This is a genomic window from Nocardia sp. NPDC051321 (assembly GCF_044455225.1).
Lineage (GTDB): Bacteria > Actinomycetota > Actinomycetes > Mycobacteriales > Mycobacteriaceae > Nocardia.
Map to the genome: position 1 here is coordinate 310,096 of NZ_JBITEM010000010.1, position 23,677 is coordinate 333,772.

The window sequence follows — 23,677 nt, forward strand, 5'->3', positions numbered from 1 at the left end:
CTCAGAACTTCAACAGGTTGGCGTCGTCGACCGAGGTCGAGCGGCGGGCGCGGAAGATGGTCATGATGATGGCAAGGCCGACAACGACTTCGGCCGCGGCGACCACCATGGTGAAGAACGCGAACACCTGGCCGTCCAGGTTCGAGTGCAGCCTGGCGAAGGTGACGAAGGCCAGGTTCGCCGCGTTGAGCATCAGCTCGATGCACATGAACACCACGATGGCGTTGCGCCGCAACAGCACTCCGGCCGCGCCGATGGTGAACAGCAAGGCGGACAGGAACAGGTAGTTCTCGGGATTCACCGGTTGCCTTCCTCGTCGCTCTGGATCTCGGTCGCGCCGACCGGCGCCGTGTCCTGCGCCGCGACCGAGATGACGGCCGCTTCAGTCAGCGCCCGGGTGCGGCGGTGCCGCAGGATGGTGCTGACCGACAGTTCCTCGAAGGACCCGTCGGGCAGCCTGGCCGGAATGTCGACCGCGTTGTGCCTGGCGTAGACGCCGGGCGTCGGCAGCGGGGTGGCGCGGTGGCCCGCCTCGCGGAACCGGCGCACCGACATTTCCCGCTGGCCGATCTTCGGGCCGAACTGCTCGCGGTGCGCGAGCACCATCGCGCCGATGGTGGCGGTGATGAGCAGCGCGCCGGTGAGCTCGAAGGCCCACACGTAGCGGACGAAGATCAGTTCGGCGAGCTCGCCGATCACGTCACGTCCGGCGAATCCGGTTGCCGGGAAGGCGATGCCGGATTCGCGGATGCCGCGGGCGATGCCGCTGATCAGCAGCAACCCGAACCCGATGCCGACGGCCGCGGCCGCAAGCTGCTGTCCGCGCAGGTTCTCCTTCAGCGATTCGGTGGAGTCGACACCGACCAGCATGAGCACGAACAGGAACAGCATCATGACCGCGCCGGTGTAGACGACGATCTGCACCACACCGAGGAACAGCGCGTCCTGGGCCATGTAGAACACCGCGAGGATGATCATGGTGGCGGCCAGGCAGATCGCGGAATGCACTGCCTTGCGGGCGAATACCATGCCGAGCGCGCCGACCACGGCCAGCGGCGCGAGCACCCAGAAGTTCACCGCTTCGCCGGTGCCGGTCCGGGTGAGCGGCTCGGCGGCGAGGATAAGTTCGTTCACCGCACGCCTCCTTCCACGCCCGCGACGGCGGGTTCTTTCGGACTGTCCGGCACGGTGTTTCCGTTGCCGCCGTTGGTTTCCTGGATGCTGCCGAGCACATTGCCGAGGTAGTAGTCGCTCTCGTCGGTGCCGGGCTGCATGGCGTGCGGCGGTGCGGTCATGCCCGGCTGCAGCGGAGCGAGCAGCCGGTCCTTCTCGTAGATCAGACCGGCACGGTTGTCGTCGGTCATCTCGTAGTCGTTGGTCATGGTCAGCGCCCGGGTCGGGCACGCCTCGATGCACAGGCCGCAGCCGATGCAGCGCAGGTAGTTGATCTGATAGACCTGCCCGTACCGTTCACCGGGCGAAAAACGTTGGGTCTCGGTGTTGTCCGCGCCTTCGACGAAGATGGCGTCGGCGGGGCAGGCCCAGGCGCACAGCTCGCAGCCGATGCACTTCTCCAGCCCGTCCGGGTGCCGGTTGAGCTGATGACGCCCGTGGTAGCGCGGCGCGGTCGGCACCTTCTGTTCCGGATAGAACTCGGTGTTCGGCTTCTTGAACATGGTCGCCGCGGTGACCAGGAACCCGGCCAGCGGATCGAACAGGCCGGCCTTGGCGACGTCGCGCGGCTGTGCGGGCAGCGGCGGCGTCGGGAACCCGAGGAACACCGCCGTATCCGCGGTCGCCGCCGCGGGTTCCGGCTCGGCCGGTGGCGCGGCACCACCCCGGCGCCCGGCCCGCAGGAACGTTCCGATCAACAGTGCGGAGATGATCAGGCCGCCGATGACGAGCGCCGGAGTCTGCACGTGGTAGCCCTCGGCCTCCAGTACCCGAGCGCCGCCCACCAGCATCACCCACAGCAGCGAGGTCGGGATCAGCAGCTTCCAGCCGAGGTTCATGAACTGGTCGTAGCGCAGGCGGGGCAGCGTGCCGCGCAACCAGATGAACACGAACAGGAAGCCCCATACCTTGGCGGTGAACCACAGCACCGGCCACCAGCCGGTGTTGGCACCGGCCCACAGGCTCAACGGCCACGGCGCGTGCCAGCCACCGAGGAACAGGGTGGTGGCGAGCGCGGAAACCGTTGCCATGTTGATGTATTCGGCCATCATGAACATGGCGAACTTCAGCGAGGAGTACTCGGTGTGGAAGCCACCGACCAGCTCGCCCTCGGCCTCGGGCAGGTCGAACGGTGCCCGGTTGGTCTCACCGACCATGGAGACGCAGTAGATGAGGAACGAGGGCAGCAGCAGGAAGACGTACCAGGTGTCGTGCTGCGCGGACACGATGCCCGAGGTGGACATGGTGCCGCCGAGCAGGAACACGGTGGCGAAGCACAGTGCCATCGCGATCTCGTAGGAGATCACCTGCGCGGTCGAGCGCAGTCCGCCGAGCAGCGGATAGGTGGAACCCGACGACCACCCGGCGAGCACGATGCCGTACACGCCGATCGAGGTGATCGCGAGGATGTAGAGCACCGCCACCGGCATATCGGTGAGCTGCAGGGCGGTGTGGTGACCGAAGACGGAAACCTCGGGGCCGAACGGGATCACCGCGAACGCCATTACCGCCGGGATCAGCGAAATGATCGGCGCCATGATGAAGATCGGCTTGTCCACGATGGCCGGGACGATGTCTTCCTTGAGCGCCATCTTGACGCCGTCGGCGATGCTCTGCAGCATGCCGAACGGGCCGATCCGGTTCGGGCCGATGCGCATCTGCATGCGCGCCACGATCTTTCGCTCCGCGACCACCGCGATCATCGGGATAAGCAGCAGGAAGATGAAGATGGCGACGGACTTCCCGATCACCAACCACAGGGGATCGTGGCCGAACAAATGGAGATCACTCATGCCTGTGCTCCTTCATCCTCTCGTCGGACCGCCGCAGCGCCACGATGCCGCCGGGCTGGGTGGCCAACTGTTCGGCGATCGAGCTGCCCGGTGAACGCTGCGGCAGCCAGACCACCCGGTCGGGCAGGTCGGTGATCATCAACGGCAGCGTGACGGTGCCGTGCTCGCTGGCGACGGTCACCAGATCGTCTGTCGCGGCACCGATTTCGGCGGCCGTCGCGCGCGAGAGCCGGACCACCGGGGTGCGGGCGATGCCGGCCAGGTTGGGTTCGCCGTCTTGCAGGCGGCCCAGGTCGAGCAGCATCCGCCAGCTGGCCAGCACCGCGGTGCCCGGCCCCGGCTGGGTCAGCGGATGCGGGCGATGCGCGGGCGCCGCGACGGCCGTGCCGTCCCAGGCGCCGAGCTCGGCGAGTTCGGCGCGGGCCGCGTCGGTGTCAGGCAGGCCGAGGCGCACCTTCATCTCGTCGGCGATGGCTTGCAGCACCCGCTGATCCGAGAGCGGGGCGGACTGGCGGCGCACCATGTCGTCGCCGAGCGCGGCGGCGAACGGACGCGGCCTGCCCTCCCAGTTGCGGAAGGTGCCGGACTTCTCGGTCGCCGTGGCGACCGGGAACACGACGTCGGCGCGCTCGGTGACCGCGCTGTGCCGCTGCTCCAGGCTGACGACGAAGCGCGCGGCGTCGATGGCGGCCAACGCGCCCTTCGGGTCCGGCAGATCGACGACGTCGACGCCGCCGATCACCAGCGCACCGAGGCCGGGTGCCGCGTCCAGGATGGCCGCGGTGTCGCGACCGGCCGTGGCCGGCAGATCCGGCACGTTCCAGACTGCCCGAACCTGTTGGCGGGCAGCGGGATCCGCGACCGGGCGACCGCCGGGCAGCAGGCCGGGCAACGCACCCGCCTCGACGGCGCCACGCTCACCGGCGCGACGCGGCACCCATGCCAGCGCCGCTCCGGTCTCGTCGGCGAGCCGGACGGCGGCGGAGAGCGCACCGGGGATTCCGGCCATCCGCTCACCGACCATGATCACCGCGCCGGGTTCGCGAAGCAGTCGGGAGACGTCAGCGATCTGCGTGGGATCGGCTCCCGGCGTTGCGGTTTCGCCGTTACGCACCGCGTCCAGCAAATGCGGCTCGGCGCCGGGCATCGCCTGCATCAGCTTGCCCGACATCCGGTCGAGACCGCGCGAGGAATACGGCGCCATCGAATAGATCGGCAGGCGACGCTTGCGTGCGGCCTTGCGCAGGCGCAGGTAGACGATCGGCGACTCTTCCTCCGGCTCGAATCCGACGAGCAGCACGATCGGCGCGGTCTCCAGGTTGTCGTAGCTGACCGCCATGCCCTGGCCCGCGACCCGCGCGGCGAGGAAGTCGGCCTCCTCGGCCGAGTGTGCCCGCGCGCGGAAGTCGACATCGTTGGTGCCCAACGCGATTCGCGCGAACTTGGCGTAGGCGTAGGCGTCCTCCTCGGTGACTCGGCCACCGACGAGAACACCCGCGCTGCCGAATGCGGCAGCCAAACCCTCCGCGGCCGCGGCGAGCGCCTCGGACCAGGAGGCCGGTGCGAGGTTGCCGTCCCAGCCGCGAACCAGCGGCGTGCTGAGCCGGTCGCGTTCGGTGGCGTAGGCGAAGGCCCAGCGGCCCTTGTCGCAGTTCCATTCCTCGTTCACCTGCGGATCGTCCCCGGCCAATCGGCGAAGCACCTTGCCGCGGCGGTGATCGGTGCGCTGCGCGCATCCGGACGCGCAGTGCTCACACACATTCGGGCTCGACACCAGGTCGAACGGGCGGGCACGGAACCGGTAGCTGGTGCCGGTCAGCGCCCCGACCGGGCACACCTGCACGGTGTTGCCGGAGAAGTAGGAATCCAGCGGCTCGGCCTGCGCGGTACCGACCTGTTGCAGCGCACCACGTTCCAGCAGTTCGATGAACGGGTCGCCGGCGACCTGCTGGGAGAAGCGGGTGCAGCGCGCGCACAGCACGCAGCGTTCCCGGTCCAGCAGCACCGCGGTGGACAGCGGAATCGGCTTGGGATAGGTGCGCTTTTCGCCCTCGAAGCGGGTCTCGGCGCGACCGGTGGACATCGCCTGGTTCTGCAGCGGACACTCACCGCCCTTGTCACACACCGGGCAGTCGAGGGGATGGTTGATGAGCAGCAGCTCCATCACGCCCTCCTGTGCCTTGTCGGCCACCGGAGAGGTGAGCTGGGTGCGCACCACCATGCCGTCGGTGACGGTCATGGTGCACGAGGCGACCGGCTTGCGCTGGCCCTCGACCTCGACGATGCACTGACGGCAGGCCCCGACCGGGTCGAGCAACGGATGATCGCAGAAGCGCGGGATCTGGATACCGATCAGCTCGGCGGCCCGGATCACCAGGGTGCCCGCTGGCACGCTGACGGTGGTGTCGTCGATTGTGACCGACACCAGATCAGCCGGGACAACCCCGCTGGCATTGGTATTCACAGTGGCGGTCATCGCACTCCTTCCGTGTCCTGTACTGCGGCCGGTTCGTGCGAATGCGGCACGGCCCCAACTCCGTTCGCCCACACAGTGGACCGCGCCGGATCGAACGGGCAGCCGCCGGTGGCGACGTGGTCGACGTACTCTTCGCGGAAGTACTTCAGCGACGAGATGATCGGGCTGGCCGCGCCGTCGCCCAGGGCGCAGAACGACTTGCCGTTGAGGGTGTCGCTGATATCGAGCAGCTTGTCCAGGTCGGACTCGGTGCCCCGGCCCGACTCGATGCGCTGCAGCAGCTGCACCAGCCAGTAGGTGCCTTCCCGGCACGGCGTGCACTTGCCACAGGATTCGTGCATGTAGAACTCGGTCCAGCGCAGCACGGCGCGCACCACGCAGGTGGTGTCGTCGAAGATCTGTAATGCCTTGGTGCCCAACATGGATCCGGCCGTAGCGACACCCTCGTAATCGAGTGGCACGTCCAGGTGCGCGTCGGTGAACAGCGGCGTGGACGACCCACCCGGGGTCCAGAACTTCACCGTGTGCCCGGTGCGCACGCCACCGGCGTAGCCGAGCAGTTCGCGCAGGGTGACGCCGAGCGGCGCCTCGTACTGCCCGGGCCGGTGCACGTGGCCCGACAGCGAATACAGCGTGAAGCCGGGGGACTTCTCGCTGCCCATCGACCGGAACCATTCGGTGCCGTTGAGCAGGATCGCAGGCACGCTGGCAATGGATTCCACATTGTTCACCACGGTCGGGCAGGCGTACAGACCCGCGACGGCAGGGAACGGCGGCCGCAGTCGCGGCTGCCCGCGACGGCCTTCCAGGGAATCCAGCAGCGCGGTTTCCTCGCCACAGATGTAGGCGCCCGCTCCGGCGTGCACGATGAGTTCGAGGTCGTAACCGGAGCCGAGAATATTGCGACCCAGGAACCCGGCCTCGTAGGCCTGCGCGACGGCGGCTTGCAGCCGGCGCAGCACCGGCACCACTTCACCGCGCACGTAGATGAACGCGTGCGCGGCGCGGATGGCGTAGGAGCCGATGATGATGCCCTCGATGAGCGCGTGCGGGCTCGACAGCATCAACGGAATGTCTTTGCACGTACCGGGTTCGGACTCGTCGGCGTTGACCACCATGTAGTGCGGCTTGCTCACGCCGTCGGGTCCGGCGCCCTGCGGGATGAAGCTCCACTTCATGCCCGTCGGGAAGCCCGCACCGCCGCGGCCGCGCAGTCCGGCGTCCTTGACGGTCTGGATGACCTGGTCCGGCTCCATCGCCAGCGCCTTGCGCAGCGCCTGGTAGCCGTCGTGGCGGCGGTAGGTATCCATCGTCCACGACTGCGGGTCATCCCAGTACCTGCTGAGTACAGGGGTCAGCGTCATTTGGGCCCCTCCGAATCCTGTTGCGGCCCAGCGGTGTTCATGTTCTGCTCGCGCGCGACCCGCAGGCCGGCCAGGGTGGCCTCGCCTGCCGCGTGGTCGAGCACGCCGGGACGCTCGTCGGGGAAACCGGCGAGGATGCGCGCGGTCTCCTTGAACGTGCACAGCGGCGCACCGCGCGTCGGTGTCACCTGTTGCCCCGCGCGCAGCGAATCCACCAGTGCCTGAGCCGATTCCGGGGTCTGGTTGTCGAAGAACTCCCAGTTGACCATGATCACCGGCGCGAAATCGCAGGCCGCGTTGCACTCGACATGCTCGAGGGTGATCTTTCCGTCGGCGGTGGTGTCGCCGTGACCGATGCCGAGATGCCGTTCCAGCGTGGCGAGGATGGCGTCGCCACCCATCACCGCGCACAGCGTGTTGGTGCACACACCGACGTGGTAATCGCCGGTTGGGCTGCGCCGGTACATCGAGTAGAACGTGGCCACCGCGGTGACCTCGGCACCGGTCAAGCCCAGCTGGTCGGCGCAGAAGTCGATGCCGGTGCCGGTGACACAGCCCTCTTCGGCCTGTACCAGGTGCAGCAGCGGCAGCAGTGCCGATCGAGGTTCCGGGTAGCGGCCGATGATCTCCTTGGCGTCCAGTTCCAGGCGTTCACGCACGAACGGTTGGAATGGTTCCGGTCGCGTACTGAGCTTCAACATGATTTCAGTCATCGGTCCACTCCGCCCATAACCGGGTCGATGCTGGCGACCGCGGCGATCACGTCGGCGACCATGCCGCCCTCGCAAGTCGCCGCAACCGCTTGCAGATTGGTGAACGAGGGGTCGCGATAGTGCACCCGGAAAGGCCGGGTGCCGCCGTCGCTGACCATGTGCACGCCCAGCTCGCCGCGCGGTGACTCGACGGCGGTGTACACCTGACCGGCCGGCACCCGGATGCCCTCGGTGACCAGCTTGAAGTGGTGGATGAGTCCCTCCATGGACGTGCCCATGATCTTGCCGATGTGCTTGGGGGAGTTGCCGAGTCCGTCCGGACCGAGCTGCAGGTCGGCGGGCCAGGCGATCTTCTTGTCGTCGACCATCACCGGGCCGGGGCGCAGCTTGTCCAGGCACTGTTCGACGATCTTGAGCGATTCCTTCATCTCGTCCACGCGGATCACGTAGCGGCCGTAGCAGTCACAGCCGGTGGTGGTGGGGATGTCGAATTCGTAGTTCTCGTACCCGCAGTACGGCTGGGCCTTGCGCAGATCGTGCGGCAGGCCGGTGGCGCGCAGCACCGGGCCGGTGATCCCGAGGGCCATGCAGCCCTGCAGGTTCAGGTAGCCGATGTTCTGCGTGCGGGCCTTCCAGATCGGGTTCGAGGTGAGCAGCTGCTCCATGTCCTTCAGCCGCTTGGGCATCAGGGCAAGCAGCTCACGGACTTTCGCGACGCCGTCGTCGGGCAGGTCCTGGGCCAGCCCGCCCGGGCGGATGTAGGCGTGGTTCATCCGCAGGCCGGTGATGGTCTCGAACACGTCGAGGATCAGTTCGCGCTCCCGGAAACCGAACAGCATCGGGGTGAGCGCGCCGAGTTCCATGCCGCCGGTGGCCAGCGCCACCAGGTGCGAGGAGATGCGGTTCAGCTCCATCAGCATGACCCGAATGATGTTGACCCGCTCCGGGATCGCCTCGGTGATGTCGAGGAGCTTCTCCACGCCGAGGCAGTACGCCGTCTCGTTGAAGAACGGCGAGAGGTAGTCCATCCGGGTGACGAAGGTGACGCCCTGGGTCCAGTTGCGGAACTCCAGGTTCTTCTCGATGCCGGTGTGCAGGTAGCCGATGCCGCAGCGCGCCTCGGTGACCGTCTCGCCCTCGATTTCGAGGATGAGCCGCAGCACGCCATGCGTGGACGGGTGCTGCGGGCCCATGTTGACGACGATGCGTTCCTCGCCCGCGCCGCGCAGCGAGTCGGAGATCTCTTCCCAGTCCTGACCGGCGACGGTGACAACGGTGGGTTCCGGCCCTGCGTCGCCTGCGACGTCGGGCCGGATATCGGTGTCGTTCAGCCCACCCGTCGCCCGGCCGCCACCCCGCACGGAATCGCTTCGCGATGCAGTCATCAGTTGTACGCCCTCCGCTCGTCGGGCGGCGGTATCCGCGCGCCCTTGTACTCGACCGGGATGCCGCCCAGCGGGTAGTCCTTGCGCTGGGGGTGGCCGTGCCAGTCGTCGGGCATCAGGATTCGAGTGAGCGAGGGGTGCCCGTCGAAGACGATGCCGAAGAAGTCGTAGGTTTCCCGCTCATGCCAGTCGGTGGTCGGGTACACCTCGTACAGCGACGGAATGTGCGCGTCGGCGTCGGGGGTGGACACCTCGACGCGCAGCCGCCGGTTGTGCGTGATCGACATCAGCGGATACACCGCGTGCAGTTCGCGGCCCGCGTCGTCGGGGTAGTGCACGCCGCTGACGCCGAGGCTCAGCTCGAAACGCAGTGCGGGATGGTCACGCAACACCTGCGCGACCGCGACCAGGTGCTCGCGGTGCACGTGCAGGGTGAGTTCGCCGCGGAACACGACGATTTTCTCCAGCGCGGTCTCCAGCCGGGTAGCTGTCGCGCCGAGCGCGGTGCGCAGTGCGTCGACGACCTCGTCGAAGTAGCCGCCGTAGGGCGCGGGTGTGCTGCCGGGCAGGCTGACCGGGCGGACCAGGCCGCCGTAACCGGAGGTGTCGCCGGAGCCGGTGACGCCGAACATGCCGTGCCGCACGCCGATCACCTCCGCGCCGGCGGCCTGCTGGTCGTCCTCGGTGGGCAGGGTGCCTTCCGGTCCCGCCGTTGCGGCCGCGTCGATTTCGTCGTGCGCGGTGGTGGTGCTGTTGTCGGAGGAATCGAACGTCATCGCAGCAGACCCTCCATCCGGATGGTCGGGGTCGAGGCCAGTGCCGCCGCCTCGGCGGCCTTGATGGCCTCTTCGCGATTGACGCCGAGCGGCGTTTCCTGAATCTTGGCGTGCAGCGCCAGGATCGCGTTCAACAGCATCTCCGGCCGCGGCGGGCAGCCGGGCAGGTAGATGTCGACCGGCACCACGTGGTCGACGCCCTGGACGATCGCGTAGTTGTTGAACATGCCACCCGAGGACGCGCAGACGCCCATGGCGAGCACCCATTTCGGCTCGGTCATCTGGTCGTAGACCTGACGAAGCACCGGGGCCATCTTCTGGCTGACCCGCCCGGCGACGATCATCAGATCGGCCTGCCGCGGCGAGGCGCGGAACGCCTCCATGCCGAAGCGGGCGATGTCGAAACGGCCACCGCCCGTTGCCATCATCTCGATGGCGCAGCAGGCGAGGCCGAAGGTGGCGGGCCACAACGAGCCCTTACGCATGAACCCGGCGAAATCCTCAACGGTGCTCAGCAGGAATCCGCTGGGCAGTTTTTCCTCTAACCCCATATCCGACTAACCTTCACTTCCACTCGTCGCCCGAACACGTTGTGCGGCAATCACTCCCAGCTGAGCCCGCCGCGTCGCCATTCGTAGGCGTATGCCACCGAGACGTTGAAAATGAACAACGCCATCGCGGCCAGACCGAAGAGACCGAGCGCATCGAAGTGGACTGCCCACGGGTAGAGGAACACGATCTCGATGTCGAAGATGATGAACAGCATGGCGGTGAGGTAGTACTTCACCGGAAAGCGTTGCCCTGTCACGTTTCCCGGGCCGCCTGCGATGGCGTGCGGTGTCGGTTCGATGCCGCATTCGTACGCCTCGAGCTTGGCCCGGTTGGCCCGTTTCGGCCCGACCAGGGCCGCCATGACGATGGAGAACACCGCGAACGCCGCGGCGATCGCGCCTAAGACCAGAGTGGGCATTTCGATATTCACGACTGCGCTCTCCCTTTAATCTGCGCGAGCCCCTCCTTGCGAGCTGGAGCCTGCGGGTGGGTCGCCCGTTGCCGGACGGCAGCTTCCGAGGCGGGCTGACGTCGTTGTCCGCCTCGGCCAGCCACGCCCCATGGCCTGCTCGACGCGAGTAGGGCTGGTACCCGCGCTGGTGTGAGCTAGGGCACAGCCTACAACTGATCGCTCTGAGTGCTACACGTTTGGCCGCAGCGTTTGATCGAATTCGCGACGTCGATTCATGACTGAAACGGGGGTAATCCGGGGGCTTGTCACGTGACGTTGGCTGACCGGTCAGTCTGTGCTGCGGAAACACCGCTGTTGCTGCGGTTTTCGGGGCGTCATCGCAGCGTTCACCGGAACCGATCGCTACGTCGAACGGTTAACTCACCGCTTCCTTCCGGATCGAGCGCGGTGGGTTTGTCCGAATTGACGGCAGTGCATCCCGTGCAGGTCAAGAGCGATTGATTAATGCATGCTCTACATAAGTGAGCGTGCGGAACCGGACTATTCAGGCTGCCGAACGGTTGCGCAGCAACCCGACGACGGCCTCGGTGAGCCGGATCGGATCGATCGGATGCGACACCGCCGCTTCCGCGCGCGACCAGTTGGCCAGCCAGGCGTCGTCGGGACGCCCGGTGAGCACGAGTACCGGTGGGCAGTGCTCGATTTCGTCCTTGAGTTGCTTGGCGATGCCGAGCCCGCCGGTCGGCGCCGACTCACCGTCGAGGATGACGAGGTCGATGCCGCCCGCGTCCAGGTTTTGGATCACCACGGGGCCGGTGGCCACTTCGAGGTAGTCGAGGGGCGGTAGTTCGGGGTGCGGGTGTTTGCCCAGTGCCAGGATCACCTGGCGCCGGGTATCGGCGTCGTTGCTGTATACGAGGACCCGCAGAGGGGTGGAACGAGTCGAGTCGGCCACCAGCGCATGCTACTTCCGCGAGGGTCCGGTCCGTGGCATGTTGGGCCAGATCCGCCTCCGCGCGTCGCGGAGCCCGGTCGAGCCGGTGCGTCGCCGGGAGTGCTTGCCGCCGAAGGAAGATCGCAAGTTATCCGTAAGAAGCGGCCGGTAAAGTGCCCGAAATGCGGGGAGATCTAACCCAGGTGCTCGTCGATACCGACGTGTGGACCGATGAGATGCTGGACAGCACCGGGATTCCGGTGATCGATGTGCCGTTCGTGACGATCGGCAGTGGCATCGGGTCGTTCGTCACCTATGACACGTTGCGCATCTTCGGGGTGCCCGCGCGATCGATGGCGGTGCTCGGGCCGCAGGAGCACCCGTGGTCGTCCTATGAGTATCTGACGCGGGTGTCGCAGATTCCGCGCGGCGAGCGGTTGCGCAGCGACTCGGCGTCGGAGCCGGACAACATGTGGGGGTTCCCGTCCTACGCGGTGCGTGAGGCCATCGCGGACAAGTCGATCAGGCCGCTGTGGAATGTGTTCGTGGAGCCCATCTTCGCGAACTACTACACGCCGCGGGCGGGGGCGGTGTTCGCCGGGATGGACCGTGAGTTCCGGCGCATCGACTATGCGAGCTCGTTGCATCGCGGGCAGGTTCGCATGGTGCGCAAACGTCAAGGCGGCGGGTACTTCACCGTCCTGACCCCCGCCGAGGGGTCGACGCCGACCAAGCGGGTGGCGTTTCGGAGCACGTATGTGCATGTGGCCGTGGGGTATCCGGGACTGAAGTTGCTGCCGGATCTGCAGGAGTATCGCGAGACGCATCGGGATCCGACGCGGGTGGTGAACGCGTATGAGCCGCACGAGCACGTCTATCAAGCGTTGCAGCGCAGGCAGGCGACGGTGCTGATCCGGGGTAGCGGGATCGTGGCGAGCCGGGTGTTGCAGCGGCTCATCGATGATCGGGACAGGTTGCAGTTGAACACGCAGATCCTGCATCTGTTCCGGACCTACGTCGCCAGGTCGCACGGCAAGAATGTGTTCAACCGGCGCCGGGGGTCCGACGGCTGGGCCTACCAAGGCTTCAACTATCCGAAGTCGGTGTGGGGTGGGCAGCTCAAGCAGAAGATACGTAGTTTGCAAGGTGAGCAGCGGGCCGCGGCGTACAAGGAGATCTCCGGGACCAATACGCCGATCCGGTCCTCGTGGCAGGAGCAGTTGAAGCGCGGGCGCAAACAAGGCTGGTATCAGGTGATGGCCGGGACCATGCGGGCGCCGCGGCCCGCCGAGGGACGGCAAGGGGTGGTCGCCACGATCATTCCCGACCCCACCGCGGAGCTGCCGACTCCGCCGCCGACGCAACCGTTCGACACCACAGTCGATTACATCATCGACTGCACCGGACTCGAAGCCGACATCCGTGAGCATCGGCTGCTGGCAGACCTGCTCGATCACGCCGGTGCCGGGCGTAACCCGGTGGGGCGCTTGGATGTGGACACCACCTTCGAGTTGATCGGCACGCGAAGTGGCACCGGACGCATCTATGCATCCGGTAGCGCGACGTTGGGCGGGCCGTTCGTCGGGGTCGACACCTTCCTCGGCTTGCAGATCGCCGCGCAGGAGATCGCGGACGATCTTGCGGCGCTGGGATTCTGCCGCCGGATGGGTCCACTGCGCTCGACTCGCCAGTGGTGGTCCTGGGTCACCGACCAGAAGATCTGAGCTGATGCTGCCAACTTTGAACGGGCGAATGCAGGCCCGTGTCCTTGCGCTGAGCGTGATCGGGTGCTTCGTCGCGCTGATCATCACCCCATTCCTGCCCACCGGCTCACTGAGCCTCGGGCAGGCCTACCGGGTGACGTTGTCGATCCTGCTCGCCACCGTTGCGATCGGGGTGCTGTGGGAGTTGCTCTACCATTTCTTACAACAGTTCCGCTGGGAAAAGGATTGGCCGACCCTGTTCGGCTTCTGCACCATGGTCAACGAGGGGGCGCTCATGTGGGTGCTCATCCGGTACACGACCGTGGTGTTGCCCGAGGCGCTGCATCCGTCGCTGACCGCGTTCCTGATTCAGTTCATCGTCACCTGGATTGTGTTCTGGCTCATCGTCAATGGGCCGATGCGGGTGGTGTTTCATCGGTGGCGTTTTCAAGGTGGCAGGTTCTTGTGAGTAGGCAGATCGAGGTTCTCCCCGGTGGTCACCTGGTGGCCGGCGCCGGGGGTGTTGTTGTGGTGGTCGCGCATCGAGGCGAACGCGCGTTGACCGCGGATTCGGTGGCGGCGCGGGCCATGACCGAGCTGCTCGGAATCGTGCGGCAAGCCGACGCGCACGAGCCGCGCCGCCGGGGACGGACAGTGGCACGGTTGGCAACCAACTGGTTGATGGGATTGGCGAACGGGGATGTCGACGAGGTCGAGTTCGGGGTGATCACGCCGGGGGACGGTGGGATCGCGGTGTTCCTGCACGGCGGGGTGACGGCGGTGGTGGCCGGGGCGGAGCGGTCGGAGGTTTTGCGAGGGCGAGAGGCGGGGTTCACCGTTGATCGGGTGGTGCTGCCCGCGCCGGGGATCGGCGCCGGGTTATTCGTGGATGAGGTGGGGCGCGAGGTCGAGATGCTGCCTGCGCGTGGGGTTTACGCGCTAGGGGAGGGTACTGCGCCGGGGGCCGGGGTGGTGCTGTGGTTCGATGCGGCCGATCCCGAGTTTGCCGGGGCGGATGTTCCGCAGGGTGGGGCGTCGGCGCAGGCCGTCTCCGACAGTCGATCGGCGTTCGAACCGTGGCGCGAGTCCCCGCCCCAAGACGCCTTCGATCCGAGGCGAATGTCCGTCCCGGAGCGCGCTGCTGAGGAGCGTAGGTCTGATGTGCAGCGTGACTCTGACGTGCGGCAAGGATTTGACGTGCCGCACGGGTCCGAGTCTCACGGGGCAGACCCCCAGCATGGGTCTGACTTCCAGCGTGAGCCCGACCTGCAGTATGAGGCAGACCTCCAGCGCGCGTCCGACCTGCAGCGTGACTCTGACATGCGGCATGGGTCCGACCTGCAACGAGGGTCTGACTTGCAGCATGGGGCCGAACCGCAACGAGTGGCCGACCTATGGAAGCGCGATGAATCTCTGGACGCGGCGACGGAAAACTACAGCACAACGCCGATTTGGCGGGAGCCCGTCGTAAACCCCGCGACTTCAACAGGTGGCGAGCAGGGGCGGCACGGCGCATCGGCCCACGCCGCGCCGGAGCCCGCACCCTTCCCCGACACTGCGGTCCCAGAACGGACGGAGTCACTCGACGACGAAACATCCGCCCCCGCGCAGGGACCGTCGCACGCAGCGCAGTACCCCGGCGCGGGTCCCGGAGCACTCGATGAAGAAACGTCACCCCATCCGCGGGAGGAGTCTTCGCGCGCAGCGCATTTCGGCCATGCGGAACAGCCTGGACGTATGAGCGCACTCAGCGGAGAAGCGTCGTCCCTTGCCGCGGAACCGTCTAGCGGGCGACGCTTCCAGGATCCGGCCCTACCTGTGAGTCCCGAAGTGCGGCGGGAAGACTCGCCCCCTCTCGCCGGAGAGCCTGCGGGCGCGCCACGCTTGCCCGGCTCGATCGCCCCAGGCAGCACTGGGCCGGTCAGCGAACAAGCGCCGTCCGATGCGGGAGAGTCCTCGGGAGTGCCGCACGATCCTGGCGAGGCGGCGCCGCGCGGGGCGATGACTCCACCGCATTCGCACCACTCGGATAGCGCCTCGGTGGCTGAGGAGGCGAGCGACGGCTTGGGCCTGACTCCGCCGGATTACTCCAGTGCGCATCCTGAGTGGCCGAGCCAGGATTTGCCGTCGGTGAGTTCGGCTCCGCCGCGTATTGCGATGCCGGCGAAGCTGCGGAAGGTTGAGGGGCAGTCAGCGGAGGGGGCGCGGGCGTACGGCGGTGAACAGCTCGGCATCGCACCGCACGAATCCGGGGCGCAGGATCAGGTCGTGGATCGTGGGCTCGTCAGCGATGTCGATCTTCAAGAGACGATGGTCTCGGCTGAGGGGTTGGTTGCCCGGGTTCTGGGCGCTCCGATTCCCGAGGGGACCCCGCACGGTTTCGTGGTCAAGGGATTCAAATGTGCGCGTGACCATCTCAACGATCCGCGGGTGTCGTTCTGTGCGGTCTGCGGTATCCGAATGGACCAGTTGACCTGCATCCTTACCGATGGTGTCCGCCCACCGCTCGGGCTGCTGCTGCTCGACGACGGCACCTCGTTCGTCCTCGACAACGACTGTGTGCTGGGGCGCGAGCCGGAACACGCGGACGCCGTTGCCCGCGGTGCCCGCCCGGTCCGGCTGGAGGACGCGTCGGGCGGAATGTCGCGCGCCCACGCCGAGATTCGCCTCATCGACTGGGACGTCACCGTCGTCGACGGCGGCTCCACCAACGGCACCCACATCCGCCAACCCGGCCACCAGGATTGGACCCGCGCCATCCCCGGCCACGCGGTGAAGCTGACCCCCGGCGCCCAGGTCCAACTAGGCGGCCGCGTCGTCACCTTCGACTCCCAACACGGCCAACTGTAAACCCCGAACGGCCCGCAACATTTCGACGTGGTGGGTCGCGACCAAGATCATGGGGTATTGGTGTCGGTATCGTTCGAGAGGGCGCTTGCACCAATTCCCCCTGATCATGGAGGCGACTTTCCCAGCGGAATTCGGGCCCAATTCTCGGGCCGGTGCGGTGGTCGATTTCGGAAACGTGGTGCTCCCCAGTTGTCGCCATTGGAGTTGATCATTCTGGGTGTGGTTCTACTTAGCTATGAATTCCACATGTGGCTCTCGAGGGGGCGGCCATCGCTTGGTGTTGCTCCGGTTTGTGATGGTTTTGCTTGCGGCGATCGGGGCGATGGTTGTCGCGGTCGCGCCGGGTGTTTCCGCGGCGGCGAACGACACAACCTGTCCTACTAAGCCGAAGCCGACAGGGAAAGTGCTGCAAGGCTATTGGGAGAACTGGGACGGGGCGTCCAATGGCGTCCATCCGGGCATGGGCTGGATCCCGATCACCGACTCCCGCATCGCGGCGCACGGCCACAATGTCATCAATGCGGCGTTCCCGGTCATCGAATCCGACGGCACCGCGCGGTGGGAGGACGGGATGGACGCGACGGTGAAGGTCGCGACGCCCACGGAGATGTGCCAGGCCAAGGCGGCCGGTGCCACCATCCTGATGTCGATCGGCGGCGCGGCGGCGGGCATCGACCTCAACTCCAGTGCGGTCGCCGACCGGTTCATCGCGACCATCGTGCCGATCCTGAAGCAGTACAACTTCGACGGCATCGATATCGATCTGGAAACCGGTCTGGTCGGCAGCGGCAACATCAAGACCCTGTCGACCTCCCAGGCCAACCTGGTGCGCATCATCGACGGCGTCCTGGCCCAGATGCCCGCGGGCTTCGGCCTGACGATGGCCCCCGAAACCGCGTACGTCACCGGCGGCAGCGTCACCTACGGTTCGATCTGGGGCGCCTACCTCCCGATCATCAAGAAATACGCCGACAACGGGCGGCTCTGGTGGCTCAACATGCAGTACTACAACGGCAGCATGTACGGCTGCGCGGGCGACTCATACCAGGCCGGCACCGTTCAGGGTTTCATCGCCCAAACCGACTGCCTGGCAAAGGGTCTCACCGTCCAAGGAACCACCATCACCGTCCCCTATGACAAGCAAGCCCCCGGCCTCCCGGCCCAGCCCGGCGCGGGCGGCGGCTACATGTCCCCGAACCTGGTCGCCCAGGCCTGGAACCACTACGGCACCGGCTCCGCGAATCAGTTGAAGGGCTTGATGACCTGGTCCATCAACTGGGACGGCTCCCGCAACTGGACCTTCGGCAACAACGTCAAATCCCTGCAAGGTCGCTAGCAGCAGACACTCAGCCCAGACCCATCGCGCGTTCGAGGCCGGCCAGCCCGGCGTCGAACGCAGTCGGTTGGGCGCGACGTAGAAGATGTTCGACAAGGCCGCGGGCAAGAGGGTGGTTGTAAACATAGTGCGGGGCGATAGCGGCGGCCTGGCGCAGCGTCGCTACCGCGACGGCGTCCTGGCTGAGTTGGCCGTAGGCGCGGGCCAGGTCGATGTAGTGGCTGGTGTGACGCTCCTTGGAGGGCACCGCCGCCAGGTCGAATCGGCCCTTTCGCGCCAGCGCGATGTCTGGCTGATCGAGTTCGACCGCGATCTCGGTCGCGTGTATCGCGACGTTGCCCGGGCCGAACACGGTCTGAAAATCGTTGCGGTCCACACCCAAACGGGCAGCGACACGTTGAGCCTCGTCGAGGTGCTGTGCGGCAGTGCCCGCGTCATGGCGTCGCGACGCGGCGACCGCGCAACGGAGGTTGAGCGCACCATAGAGCGACAACACCTGCGGGGTCGGCGCTTCGAGCAGATCGGCCAGGTCGTTCATCGCGGCTTCGGCGACTGTAAAGACCTCCGATGGTGATCCGGTATGCAGCAGGACACCGCACCGGTCCCACGCCGAGCATGCCTTGAGCAGGGGATCGTCGACTATCGCCGCCCCGATGGCGGCGTTCTCGACTGCGGTCCACGCGAGGTCGTGGTAGCCGAGCTGATTGAGCGCCATGCGTGCTATGTGGCCCGTTTCGACGATGAGCCCGTACACAACGTCTCGCTGCGGCGTTCCCGCGGTGTCGAGTGCTCGGGTATTGAGGGCCTCGACCAACTCGGGTAGCGCGAGCATTACCTCGAGGAGGTTCGCCGCTTGGCGGCGCCGGGTCACCCGGTTCACACTGTTGCGCAACGCACTCAACGATTGCGGCACGCCGACAGCGTGTATGCGGGGGTGCCCGGACAGGATCAAGCTGGTGCGGCGCAACGCAGTTCGCAGGGCGGGGACTTCGCTATGTCCGGCGTTATGCGCGGGCTCGCCGGGTTGATACGGCTGACCGAGCAGCCACGCGACATCGATGGCGAGGACTTCGGCGAGTCTGTCGATGAGTGAAAACTTCTCCAGGGCAAGCCGACCGTTCTCGATCTTCTCGAGCCATGACTCCGACCGGCCCACCAGTGCGCCTAGCTCTGCCTGGCTGAGGTTCTTCGCCTTCCGCGCCCGGCGTATCCGGGCGCCCACGCTGTCGTTGTTACCCCCATGACCGCTCGCCATAGCGACATTCTATGTTTTTTCGTGACCGAAAACCCGTAACAAGTTACGGGTTTCGACAGGTTGGCTTTGGCAGGCTGAACAACCGAAGCAGGACCGAACCGGCTTTCTAGATCGCAGCCCAAAGCGATCCATGCCTGGACCTTCCTAGAGAATACGTCAAGGGCCCTGCGCTACATGATCGAATGCAGTAAATCGGAAGGGATCGCCTGTGTCCGCAATTGATCTGTTTCAGAAGTGCCCGCGCGGCTCTCCGATGCGATTTCGTGCTCTGACGGAAAACGTTCTCGGACACTGGCGCACCCCTGGCAGTCCGCGTGATCGCCGGAGTTCTGGAACAAGTACACCCCCGCCTGCTGGAGCAGACGGGGGCGACTGAGCATCCCGAATGTCCATGCTGCGAAACCTGAACAACGGAACACAATGAGAGTAACCAAACGCCCCGCCCACATCATCCCGCGAGACCCGGAACGCCGGATCGGGCACTGGGCCATCGACCTGATCGCACTGACCATGATCGCGGCAACCGTGATCGTTCTAGTGACCGTCGGCAACGCCGGAGTGGCAGTCCTCGCTGGCGCGAGCGGCTTTGTCGTGGCGGTTTACGAGGTCTGGCGGCGCAACAGATTGTAATGAATTATGTTGAGCAACAGTGCAACAGCAGCTGAGCCGCAACAACATTTACCAATGCGGTTCAGCTGATGCAGCGCTGGGTTCAGGCGGGGTAGAAGGCGGCGGGGCCTACTTCTTCGGGGTCGAGGATGTGGGTGAGGAAGAGGCGGGTGGTGGGGGTGGGGGTGCGGGTGGTGATGGCGTGCCAGGGGCGGTCGAGGGGGGTGCCGGTGACGGGGAGGATGCGCAGGGTGCCGGATTCGAGGTCGTGGGAGACGGCGTCGCTGTGAATGAGGGTGACGCCGAGGCCTTCTCGGGCGGCGGCGAGGACGGCGCCGTGACTGCCGAGGGTGAGGGTGGGTGGGGTGATGTCGAGTTGGTCGAGCAGGGCGAGGGTGGCGTCGCGGGTGCCGGAGCCGCGGCCGCGCAGTAGCCAGGTGGTGCGCAGGGGGTCGTGGTCGGTCGCGCCGACGACGATGAGGTTGCTCGGGCGGCGGGCTCGGATGACCAGGCCGGTGTTGCGGGGTGGGCGGCCCGCGATGACGAGATCTGTTTCGTGGTGCTGCAATTCGAGGAACAGGACGTCGCGGGGGTGCACGGAAAGGCTGAGCTCGATGTCGGGGTAGCGGTTGCGGAATGCGGCGAGGGGGCGCAGCAGGACGTATTCGCCCGCGGTGGCGACGACGCCGATGCGTAGTCGCCCGGTTTCGGCCTGCTGGACGGCGGCGTGGGCTTCTTTCATCAGGCCGAGGATGCTGCGGCAGTATTCGGCGTAGACGCGGCCCGCTTCGGTGAGCGCGATACCGCGCCCGGATTTGGCGATGAGCTTGGCGCCGAGCTGTTTTTCGATGTGCGCGACGGCGGCGGAGACGGCGGCCTCGGTGATGTGCAGCTGGGTGGCGGCACGGCGGATGCTGCTGAGGCGGGCGACTACCAGGAATGTTTCCATCCTGGCCGCACTGACCGCTCCCATCCGCCGACGGTAGCAAACGATCGACGGTGACTCTGGTGCCAACGGAATTGACGGCTCCGCGGGTGCGGCGCGGGGGTGGTGATCTGTGGAAACATCGATGATGTCGAGGTCGACCCGACGGCGGCGCGTGAGTCCCCTTCCGCGCCGCGCGTGAACACCCCGGGACGGTGCGCGTCCCGGGGTGTTCGCTGCGGTTCCGGAAGTTTTCCGCCGCCCGCGAACTCCTTTACCCGATCAGGGTCGCGCGAAACCTGACTATTTCGTTGAGCTTTCGCAGGAACAATCAAATTGTTTGTTGTCGGCGCTGCCGTCATCCTGGAATTCGTAAGGCGCACAACCCGACCCCGGTGACGGGTGTCCCCGCAGTAACGACTGCCAGGAGGAACAATGGCCGAAGAGACCGAGCGGGACCGGTGGGATCCGGGTGTTCAAACCTATGCGTCGATGGGGTATTACGCGCCGGACTATCAGCCGTCGGACACCGATGTGCTTGCCGTGTTCCGGGTGACTCCGCAGCCCGGCGTGGATCCGATCGAGGCCTCGGCGGCGGTGGCGGGTGAATCGTCAACGGCGACATGGACGGTGGTGTGGACCGACCGGCTCACCGCGCACTCGAAGTACCAGGCCAAGTGTTATCGGGTGGACGAGGTGCCGGGGCGGCCGGGGGAGTATTTCGCTTATGTCGCTTACGATCTCGACCTGTTCGAGGAGGGTTCGATCACCAACCTGACCTCCTCGGTGATCGGCAACGTGTTCGGTTTCAAGCCGCTGCTGGCGCTGCGCCTGGAGGATATGCGGATTCCGGTGGCGTATGTGAAGACCTTTCAGGGTCCGCCACACGGCACGGTGATGGAACGCGAATATCTGAACAAGTACGGCCGCCCGCTGCTCGGGGCGACCGTGAAGCCGAAACTCGGTCTGTCGGCGCGGAATTACGGCCGGGTGGTCTATGAGGCATGCAAGGGCGGGCTGGATTTCACCAAGGACGACGAGAACATCAACTCTCAGCCGTTCATGCGGTGGCGCGACCGCTATCTGTTCGCGATGGAGGGCGTGAACCGCGCCATGGCCGAGACCGGTGAGATCAAAGGTCACTACCTCAATGTCACCGCGGCGTCGATGGAGGACATGTACGAGCGGGCCGAGTTCGCCAAGAACCTGGGCAGTGTGGTGATCATGATCGACCTCACCGTGGGATACACGGCGATGCAGTCGATGTCGCACTGGGCGCGGCGCAACGGGCTGCTGCTGCACCTGCACCGGGCCGGGCATTCCACCTTCACCCGGCAGAAGACACACGGGGTGAGCTTCCGGGTGCTGGCCAAGTGGTGCAGGCTGATCGGGGTCGATCATCTGCACGCGGGCACGGTGGTCGGCAAGCTCGAGGGCGACCCGGCGACGACGCGGGGCTTCTATGACACGTTGCGCGACAACCACATTCCCGCCAATCTCGGCAACGGGATCTTCTTCGATCAGGACTGGGCGAGCTTGCCCGGGGTGATGCCGGTGGCCTCCGGTGGTATTCACGCGGGCCAGATGCATCAGCTGCTCGACCTTTTCGGCGATGACGTGATCCTGCAGTTCGGTGGCGGCACCATCGGGCATCCGCTCGGGATCGCGGCGGGCGCCGAGGCCAATCGGGTGGCATTGGAGGCAGTGGTCAAGGCCCGCAACGAAGGTCGCGATCTGCTCAAAGAAGGCCCGGACGTGTTGCGCAAAGCCGCCGAGATCTGCCGTCCGCTCGAGGTCGCGCTGGCGACCTGGGGCGATGTCACCTTCGACTACACCTCCACCGACGCACCGGATGCGGTGCCGACGGCCACGCGCTGAAATCCCTTGGAGCACACATCATGTACCTGCGTCACGGAACGTTTTCGTACCTGCCGGAATTCACCGACGCGGAAATCTCCGCCCAGGTGCGCTACGCGCTGCTCAACAGCTGGCCGGTGTCGATCGAGTACACCGACGACCCGCATCCCCGCAACGCCTACTGGGAGATGTGGGGGCTGCCGCTGTTCGATCTGGACGAGCCCGACGGTGTACTCGCCGAAATCAACGCCTGCCGTTCGACTTTCCCCCGCCACTATGTGCGGGTACTGGCCTACGACGCCCGCTTCGGCAGGCAGACCACGGCGCTGAGCTTCCTGGTGCAGCGTCCGGCCGACGAACCAGGCTTCCTGCTGACCCGCCTGGAAGGACCGGATCGTCAGCAGAAGTACGGCCTGCACTCCTACGCCACCGACGATCGGCAGGGACAGCGGTATGGCTGAGGCCAACGGTTTCCGGCTACACCGTCCCGGCACGGGCGACGGCAGGCCGGTGCGCGCCGAGCCTGCCGAAGCCGAGGCGCCCGATATCTTGGATGACGATGCGGTGCTTGATCTTTCGACCGACATCGCGGGCAACGACGTCGAGGACACGCTGCGCAGGCTCGACGCCGAACTCGTCGGCTTGGCCAATGTCAAACGCCGGGTGCGCGAGATCGCGGCATTATTACTGATCGACCGGGCCAGGCAACGCTTCGGCCTGAGTTCCTCGCGGCCCACCATGCACATGAGCTTCACCGGCGGTCCAGGCACCGGCAAGACCACCGTCGCGCTGCGCATGGCCGAAATGCTGCACGCGCTGGGTTATATCCGGAAACCCAAGGTGCACACCGTCACCCGGGATGACCTGGTGGGCCAGTTCATCGGCCACACCGCGCCGAAAACCAAGGAGGCACTGGCCAAGGCGGCCGGCGGGGTGCTGTTCATCGACGAGGCCTACTACCTGTTCCGACCGGAGAACGAGCGGGACTACGGGCAAGAGGTCATCGAAATCCTGTTGCAGGAGATGGAAAGTGAGCGCGCCAGCCTGGTGGTGATCTTCGCGGGTTACCCGGACCGGATGGAGCGCTTCTTCTCCGCCAATCCCGGCCTGTCCTCGCGGGTGGCCCATCATCTGGAGTTCGCCGACTACACCCCCGGCGAGCTGATGGATATCGCCGAACTCATGGTGGCGCGGGAGAACTTTCGCTTCGACCCGCCCGCGCATACCGCCTTCGCCGAGTATCTGGAACTGCGGATGACCCGGCCCCGGTTCTCCAACGCGCGCAGTGTGCGCAACGCGCTGGACCGCTGCCGGCTGCGGCAGGCCAAGCGGCTGGTGGAGCTGCACCGGCCGCTGACCAAGACCGATCTGATCACGCTGACCGACCGGGATGTCTACGGCAGCAGCGTGTTCACCGACAGCACCGAACCGCAGGACGGGCCGAGCGCGCGGGCCCCAGTGCTCACCCACCCCGTCGGCTCCGCCTCCTGCCGTCCCCCAGTGCTCACCCACCCCGTCGGCTCCGCCTCCTGCCGTCCCCCGGCGTAACGAGATCGAGGCGCCC

21 protein-coding genes and 1 pseudogene are annotated in these 23,677 nt (G+C 66.3%); 8 read left to right on the top strand and 14 right to left on the bottom strand.

Annotated elements, in window-relative coordinates:
• Position 1: 1 nt before the first annotated feature.
• The 12 genes and pseudogenes from nuoK to ACIA8C_RS25290 form a co-directional block, all read right to left on the bottom strand.
• Entirely contained in the window at positions 2-301 is a 300-nt protein-coding gene (gene nuoK, locus ACIA8C_RS25235) for an NADH-quinone oxidoreductase subunit NuoK (RefSeq protein WP_357388746.1), read from the bottom strand.
• Positions 298-1,134, bottom strand: a complete 837-nt coding sequence (locus ACIA8C_RS25240) for an NADH-quinone oxidoreductase subunit J (protein ID WP_397138722.1) — start codon at positions 1,132-1,134, stop codon at positions 298-300. Before ACIA8C_RS25240 ends, nuoK begins: the two co-directional genes overlap by 4 nt.
• Entirely contained in the window at positions 1,131-1,754 is a 624-nt protein-coding gene (gene nuoI / locus ACIA8C_RS25245) for an NADH-quinone oxidoreductase subunit NuoI (RefSeq protein WP_397138929.1), read from the bottom strand. The genes ACIA8C_RS25240 and nuoI overlap by 4 nt, the downstream gene beginning before the upstream one ends.
• A pseudogene (gene nuoH / locus ACIA8C_RS25250) lies at positions 1,743-2,966 on the bottom strand (NADH-quinone oxidoreductase subunit NuoH); the annotation flags it as partial. The pseudogene nuoH and the gene nuoI, both read right to left, overlap by 12 nt.
• The gene (locus ACIA8C_RS25255) at positions 2,959-5,442 is read right to left on the bottom strand and encodes an NADH-quinone oxidoreductase subunit G (RefSeq protein ID WP_397138724.1); all 2,484 of its coding nucleotides are present in this window, start codon (positions 5,440-5,442) and stop codon (positions 2,959-2,961) included. The pseudogene nuoH and the gene ACIA8C_RS25255, both read right to left, overlap by 8 nt.
• Positions 5,439-6,806, bottom strand: a complete 1,368-nt coding sequence (gene nuoF / locus ACIA8C_RS25260) for an NADH-quinone oxidoreductase subunit NuoF (protein ID WP_397138726.1) — start codon at positions 6,804-6,806, stop codon at positions 5,439-5,441. Before nuoF ends, ACIA8C_RS25255 begins: the two co-directional genes overlap by 4 nt.
• Positions 6,803-7,519 carry an NADH-quinone oxidoreductase subunit NuoE gene (nuoE, locus tag ACIA8C_RS25265; RefSeq protein WP_397138728.1) on the bottom strand — a complete coding sequence of 239 codons (717 nt, stop codon included), beginning with the start codon at positions 7,517-7,519 and terminating at the stop codon, positions 6,803-6,805. Before nuoE ends, nuoF begins: the two co-directional genes overlap by 4 nt.
• A complete protein-coding gene (nuoD, locus tag ACIA8C_RS25270) occupies positions 7,516-8,904 on the bottom strand; it encodes an NADH dehydrogenase (quinone) subunit D (protein ID WP_397138730.1) in 1,389 nt (462 codons plus the stop codon). The genes nuoE and nuoD overlap by 4 nt, the downstream gene beginning before the upstream one ends.
• Positions 8,904-9,680: an NADH-quinone oxidoreductase subunit C gene (locus ACIA8C_RS25275; protein ID WP_397138732.1), complete on the bottom strand. Its 777-nt coding sequence runs from the start codon at positions 9,678-9,680 to the stop codon at positions 8,904-8,906. Before ACIA8C_RS25275 ends, nuoD begins: the two co-directional genes overlap by 1 nt.
• Positions 9,677-10,231, bottom strand: a complete 555-nt coding sequence (locus ACIA8C_RS25280) for a NuoB/complex I 20 kDa subunit family protein (RefSeq protein WP_396970174.1) — start codon at positions 10,229-10,231, stop codon at positions 9,677-9,679. Before ACIA8C_RS25280 ends, ACIA8C_RS25275 begins: the two co-directional genes overlap by 4 nt.
• Positions 10,232-10,281: 50 nt before the next feature.
• Entirely contained in the window at positions 10,282-10,650 is a 369-nt protein-coding gene (locus ACIA8C_RS25285) for an NADH-quinone oxidoreductase subunit A (protein ID WP_397138931.1), read from the bottom strand.
• Positions 10,651-11,188: 538 nt separating this feature from the next.
• Positions 11,189-11,599: a hypothetical protein gene (locus ACIA8C_RS25290; protein WP_397138734.1), complete on the bottom strand. Its 411-nt coding sequence runs from the start codon at positions 11,597-11,599 to the stop codon at positions 11,189-11,191.
• Between the two features lie 161 nt (positions 11,600-11,760).
• Between ACIA8C_RS25290 and ACIA8C_RS25295 the strand changes: the two genes are divergently transcribed.
• From ACIA8C_RS25295 to ACIA8C_RS25310, 4 genes are all read left to right on the top strand, one after another.
• On the top strand, positions 11,761-13,302 hold the full coding sequence (locus ACIA8C_RS25295; RefSeq protein ID WP_397138736.1) for a hypothetical protein: 1,542 nt from the start codon (positions 11,761-11,763) through the stop codon (positions 13,300-13,302).
• A 4-nt stretch (positions 13,303-13,306) separates the two neighbouring features.
• Positions 13,307-13,750 (top strand): hypothetical protein, encoded by a 444-nt coding sequence (locus ACIA8C_RS25300; RefSeq protein ID WP_397138738.1) that lies wholly within the window; start codon positions 13,307-13,309, stop codon positions 13,748-13,750.
• A gap of 119 nt (positions 13,751-13,869) precedes the next feature.
• Positions 13,870-16,131 (top strand): FHA domain-containing protein, encoded by a 2,262-nt coding sequence (locus ACIA8C_RS25305; RefSeq protein WP_397138740.1) that lies wholly within the window; start codon positions 13,870-13,872, stop codon positions 16,129-16,131.
• Positions 16,132-16,426: 295 nt separating this feature from the next.
• The gene (locus ACIA8C_RS25310) at positions 16,427-17,467 is read left to right on the top strand and encodes a chitinase (RefSeq protein WP_397138742.1); all 1,041 of its coding nucleotides are present in this window, start codon (positions 16,427-16,429) and stop codon (positions 17,465-17,467) included.
• Between the two features lie 10 nt (positions 17,468-17,477).
• Here ACIA8C_RS25310 and ACIA8C_RS25315 read toward each other — a convergent pair whose 3' ends face one another.
• Complete coding sequence (locus ACIA8C_RS25315; protein ID WP_397138744.1) at positions 17,478-18,722, bottom strand: helix-turn-helix domain-containing protein; 1,245 nt, start codon at positions 18,720-18,722, stop codon at positions 17,478-17,480.
• A 420-nt stretch (positions 18,723-19,142) separates the two neighbouring features.
• Between ACIA8C_RS25315 and ACIA8C_RS25320 the strand changes: the two genes are divergently transcribed.
• Positions 19,143-19,352: a hypothetical protein gene (locus ACIA8C_RS25320; RefSeq protein ID WP_397138746.1), complete on the top strand. Its 210-nt coding sequence runs from the start codon at positions 19,143-19,145 to the stop codon at positions 19,350-19,352.
• 82 nt (positions 19,353-19,434) lie between these two features.
• Here the strand turns inward: ACIA8C_RS25320 and ACIA8C_RS25325 are convergent, their stop codons facing one another.
• Positions 19,435-20,304: a LysR family transcriptional regulator gene (locus ACIA8C_RS25325; RefSeq protein ID WP_397138748.1), complete on the bottom strand. Its 870-nt coding sequence runs from the start codon at positions 20,302-20,304 to the stop codon at positions 19,435-19,437.
• Positions 20,305-20,691: 387 nt separating this feature from the next.
• On the opposite strand from ACIA8C_RS25325, the gene ACIA8C_RS25330 reads away from it, so the two are divergent.
• From ACIA8C_RS25330 to ACIA8C_RS25340, 3 genes are read left to right on the top strand one after another with little or no spacing between them, the layout of a single operon-like run.
• Entirely contained in the window at positions 20,692-22,134 is a 1,443-nt protein-coding gene (locus ACIA8C_RS25330; RefSeq protein ID WP_397138750.1) for a form I ribulose bisphosphate carboxylase large subunit, read from the top strand.
• A gap of 20 nt (positions 22,135-22,154) precedes the next feature.
• Positions 22,155-22,574: a ribulose bisphosphate carboxylase small subunit gene (locus tag ACIA8C_RS25335; protein WP_397138752.1), complete on the top strand. Its 420-nt coding sequence runs from the start codon at positions 22,155-22,157 to the stop codon at positions 22,572-22,574.
• Positions 22,567-23,661 carry an AAA family ATPase gene (locus tag ACIA8C_RS25340; RefSeq protein WP_397138754.1) on the top strand — a complete coding sequence of 365 codons (1,095 nt, stop codon included), beginning with the start codon at positions 22,567-22,569 and terminating at the stop codon, positions 23,659-23,661. The genes ACIA8C_RS25335 and ACIA8C_RS25340 overlap by 8 nt, the downstream gene beginning before the upstream one ends.
• The last annotated feature ends 16 nt before the right edge of the window (positions 23,662-23,677 follow it).

Coding starts and splice junctions, on each gene's coding strand:
- nuoE (WP_397138728.1), bottom strand. CDS start 7,519: ATGACTGAAATCATGTTGAAGCTCAGTACGCGACCGGAACCATTCCAA.
- ACIA8C_RS25320 (WP_397138746.1), top strand. CDS start 19,143: ATGAGAGTAACCAAACGCCCCGCCCACATCATCCCGCGAGACCCGGAA.
- ACIA8C_RS25310 (WP_397138742.1), top strand. CDS start 16,427: ATGGTTTTGCTTGCGGCGATCGGGGCGATGGTTGTCGCGGTCGCGCCG.
- ACIA8C_RS25275 (WP_397138732.1), bottom strand. CDS start 9,680: ATGACGTTCGATTCCTCCGACAACAGCACCACCACCGCGCACGACGAA.
- ACIA8C_RS25285 (WP_397138931.1), bottom strand. CDS start 10,650: ATGCCCACTCTGGTCTTAGGCGCGATCGCCGCGGCGTTCGCGGTGTTC.
- ACIA8C_RS25340 (WP_397138754.1), top strand. CDS start 22,567: ATGGCTGAGGCCAACGGTTTCCGGCTACACCGTCCCGGCACGGGCGAC.
- ACIA8C_RS25315 (WP_397138744.1), bottom strand. CDS start 18,722: ATGGCGAGCGGTCATGGGGGTAACAACGACAGCGTGGGCGCCCGGATA.
- ACIA8C_RS25255 (WP_397138724.1), bottom strand. CDS start 5,442: ATGACCGCCACTGTGAATACCAATGCCAGCGGGGTTGTCCCGGCTGAT.
- ACIA8C_RS25305 (WP_397138740.1), top strand. CDS start 13,870: ATGACCGAGCTGCTCGGAATCGTGCGGCAAGCCGACGCGCACGAGCCG.
- ACIA8C_RS25325 (WP_397138748.1), bottom strand. CDS start 20,304: ATGGGAGCGGTCAGTGCGGCCAGGATGGAAACATTCCTGGTAGTCGCC.
- ACIA8C_RS25295 (WP_397138736.1), top strand. CDS start 11,761: ATGCGGGGAGATCTAACCCAGGTGCTCGTCGATACCGACGTGTGGACC.
- nuoD (WP_397138730.1), bottom strand. CDS start 8,904: ATGACTGCATCGCGAAGCGATTCCGTGCGGGGTGGCGGCCGGGCGACG.
- ACIA8C_RS25330 (WP_397138750.1), top strand. CDS start 20,692: ATGGCCGAAGAGACCGAGCGGGACCGGTGGGATCCGGGTGTTCAAACC.
- ACIA8C_RS25335 (WP_397138752.1), top strand. CDS start 22,155: ATGTACCTGCGTCACGGAACGTTTTCGTACCTGCCGGAATTCACCGAC.
- ACIA8C_RS25300 (WP_397138738.1), top strand. CDS start 13,307: ATGCTGCCAACTTTGAACGGGCGAATGCAGGCCCGTGTCCTTGCGCTG.
- nuoF (WP_397138726.1), bottom strand. CDS start 6,806: ATGACGCTGACCCCTGTACTCAGCAGGTACTGGGATGACCCGCAGTCG.
- ACIA8C_RS25280 (WP_396970174.1), bottom strand. CDS start 10,231: ATGGGGTTAGAGGAAAAACTGCCCAGCGGATTCCTGCTGAGCACCGTT.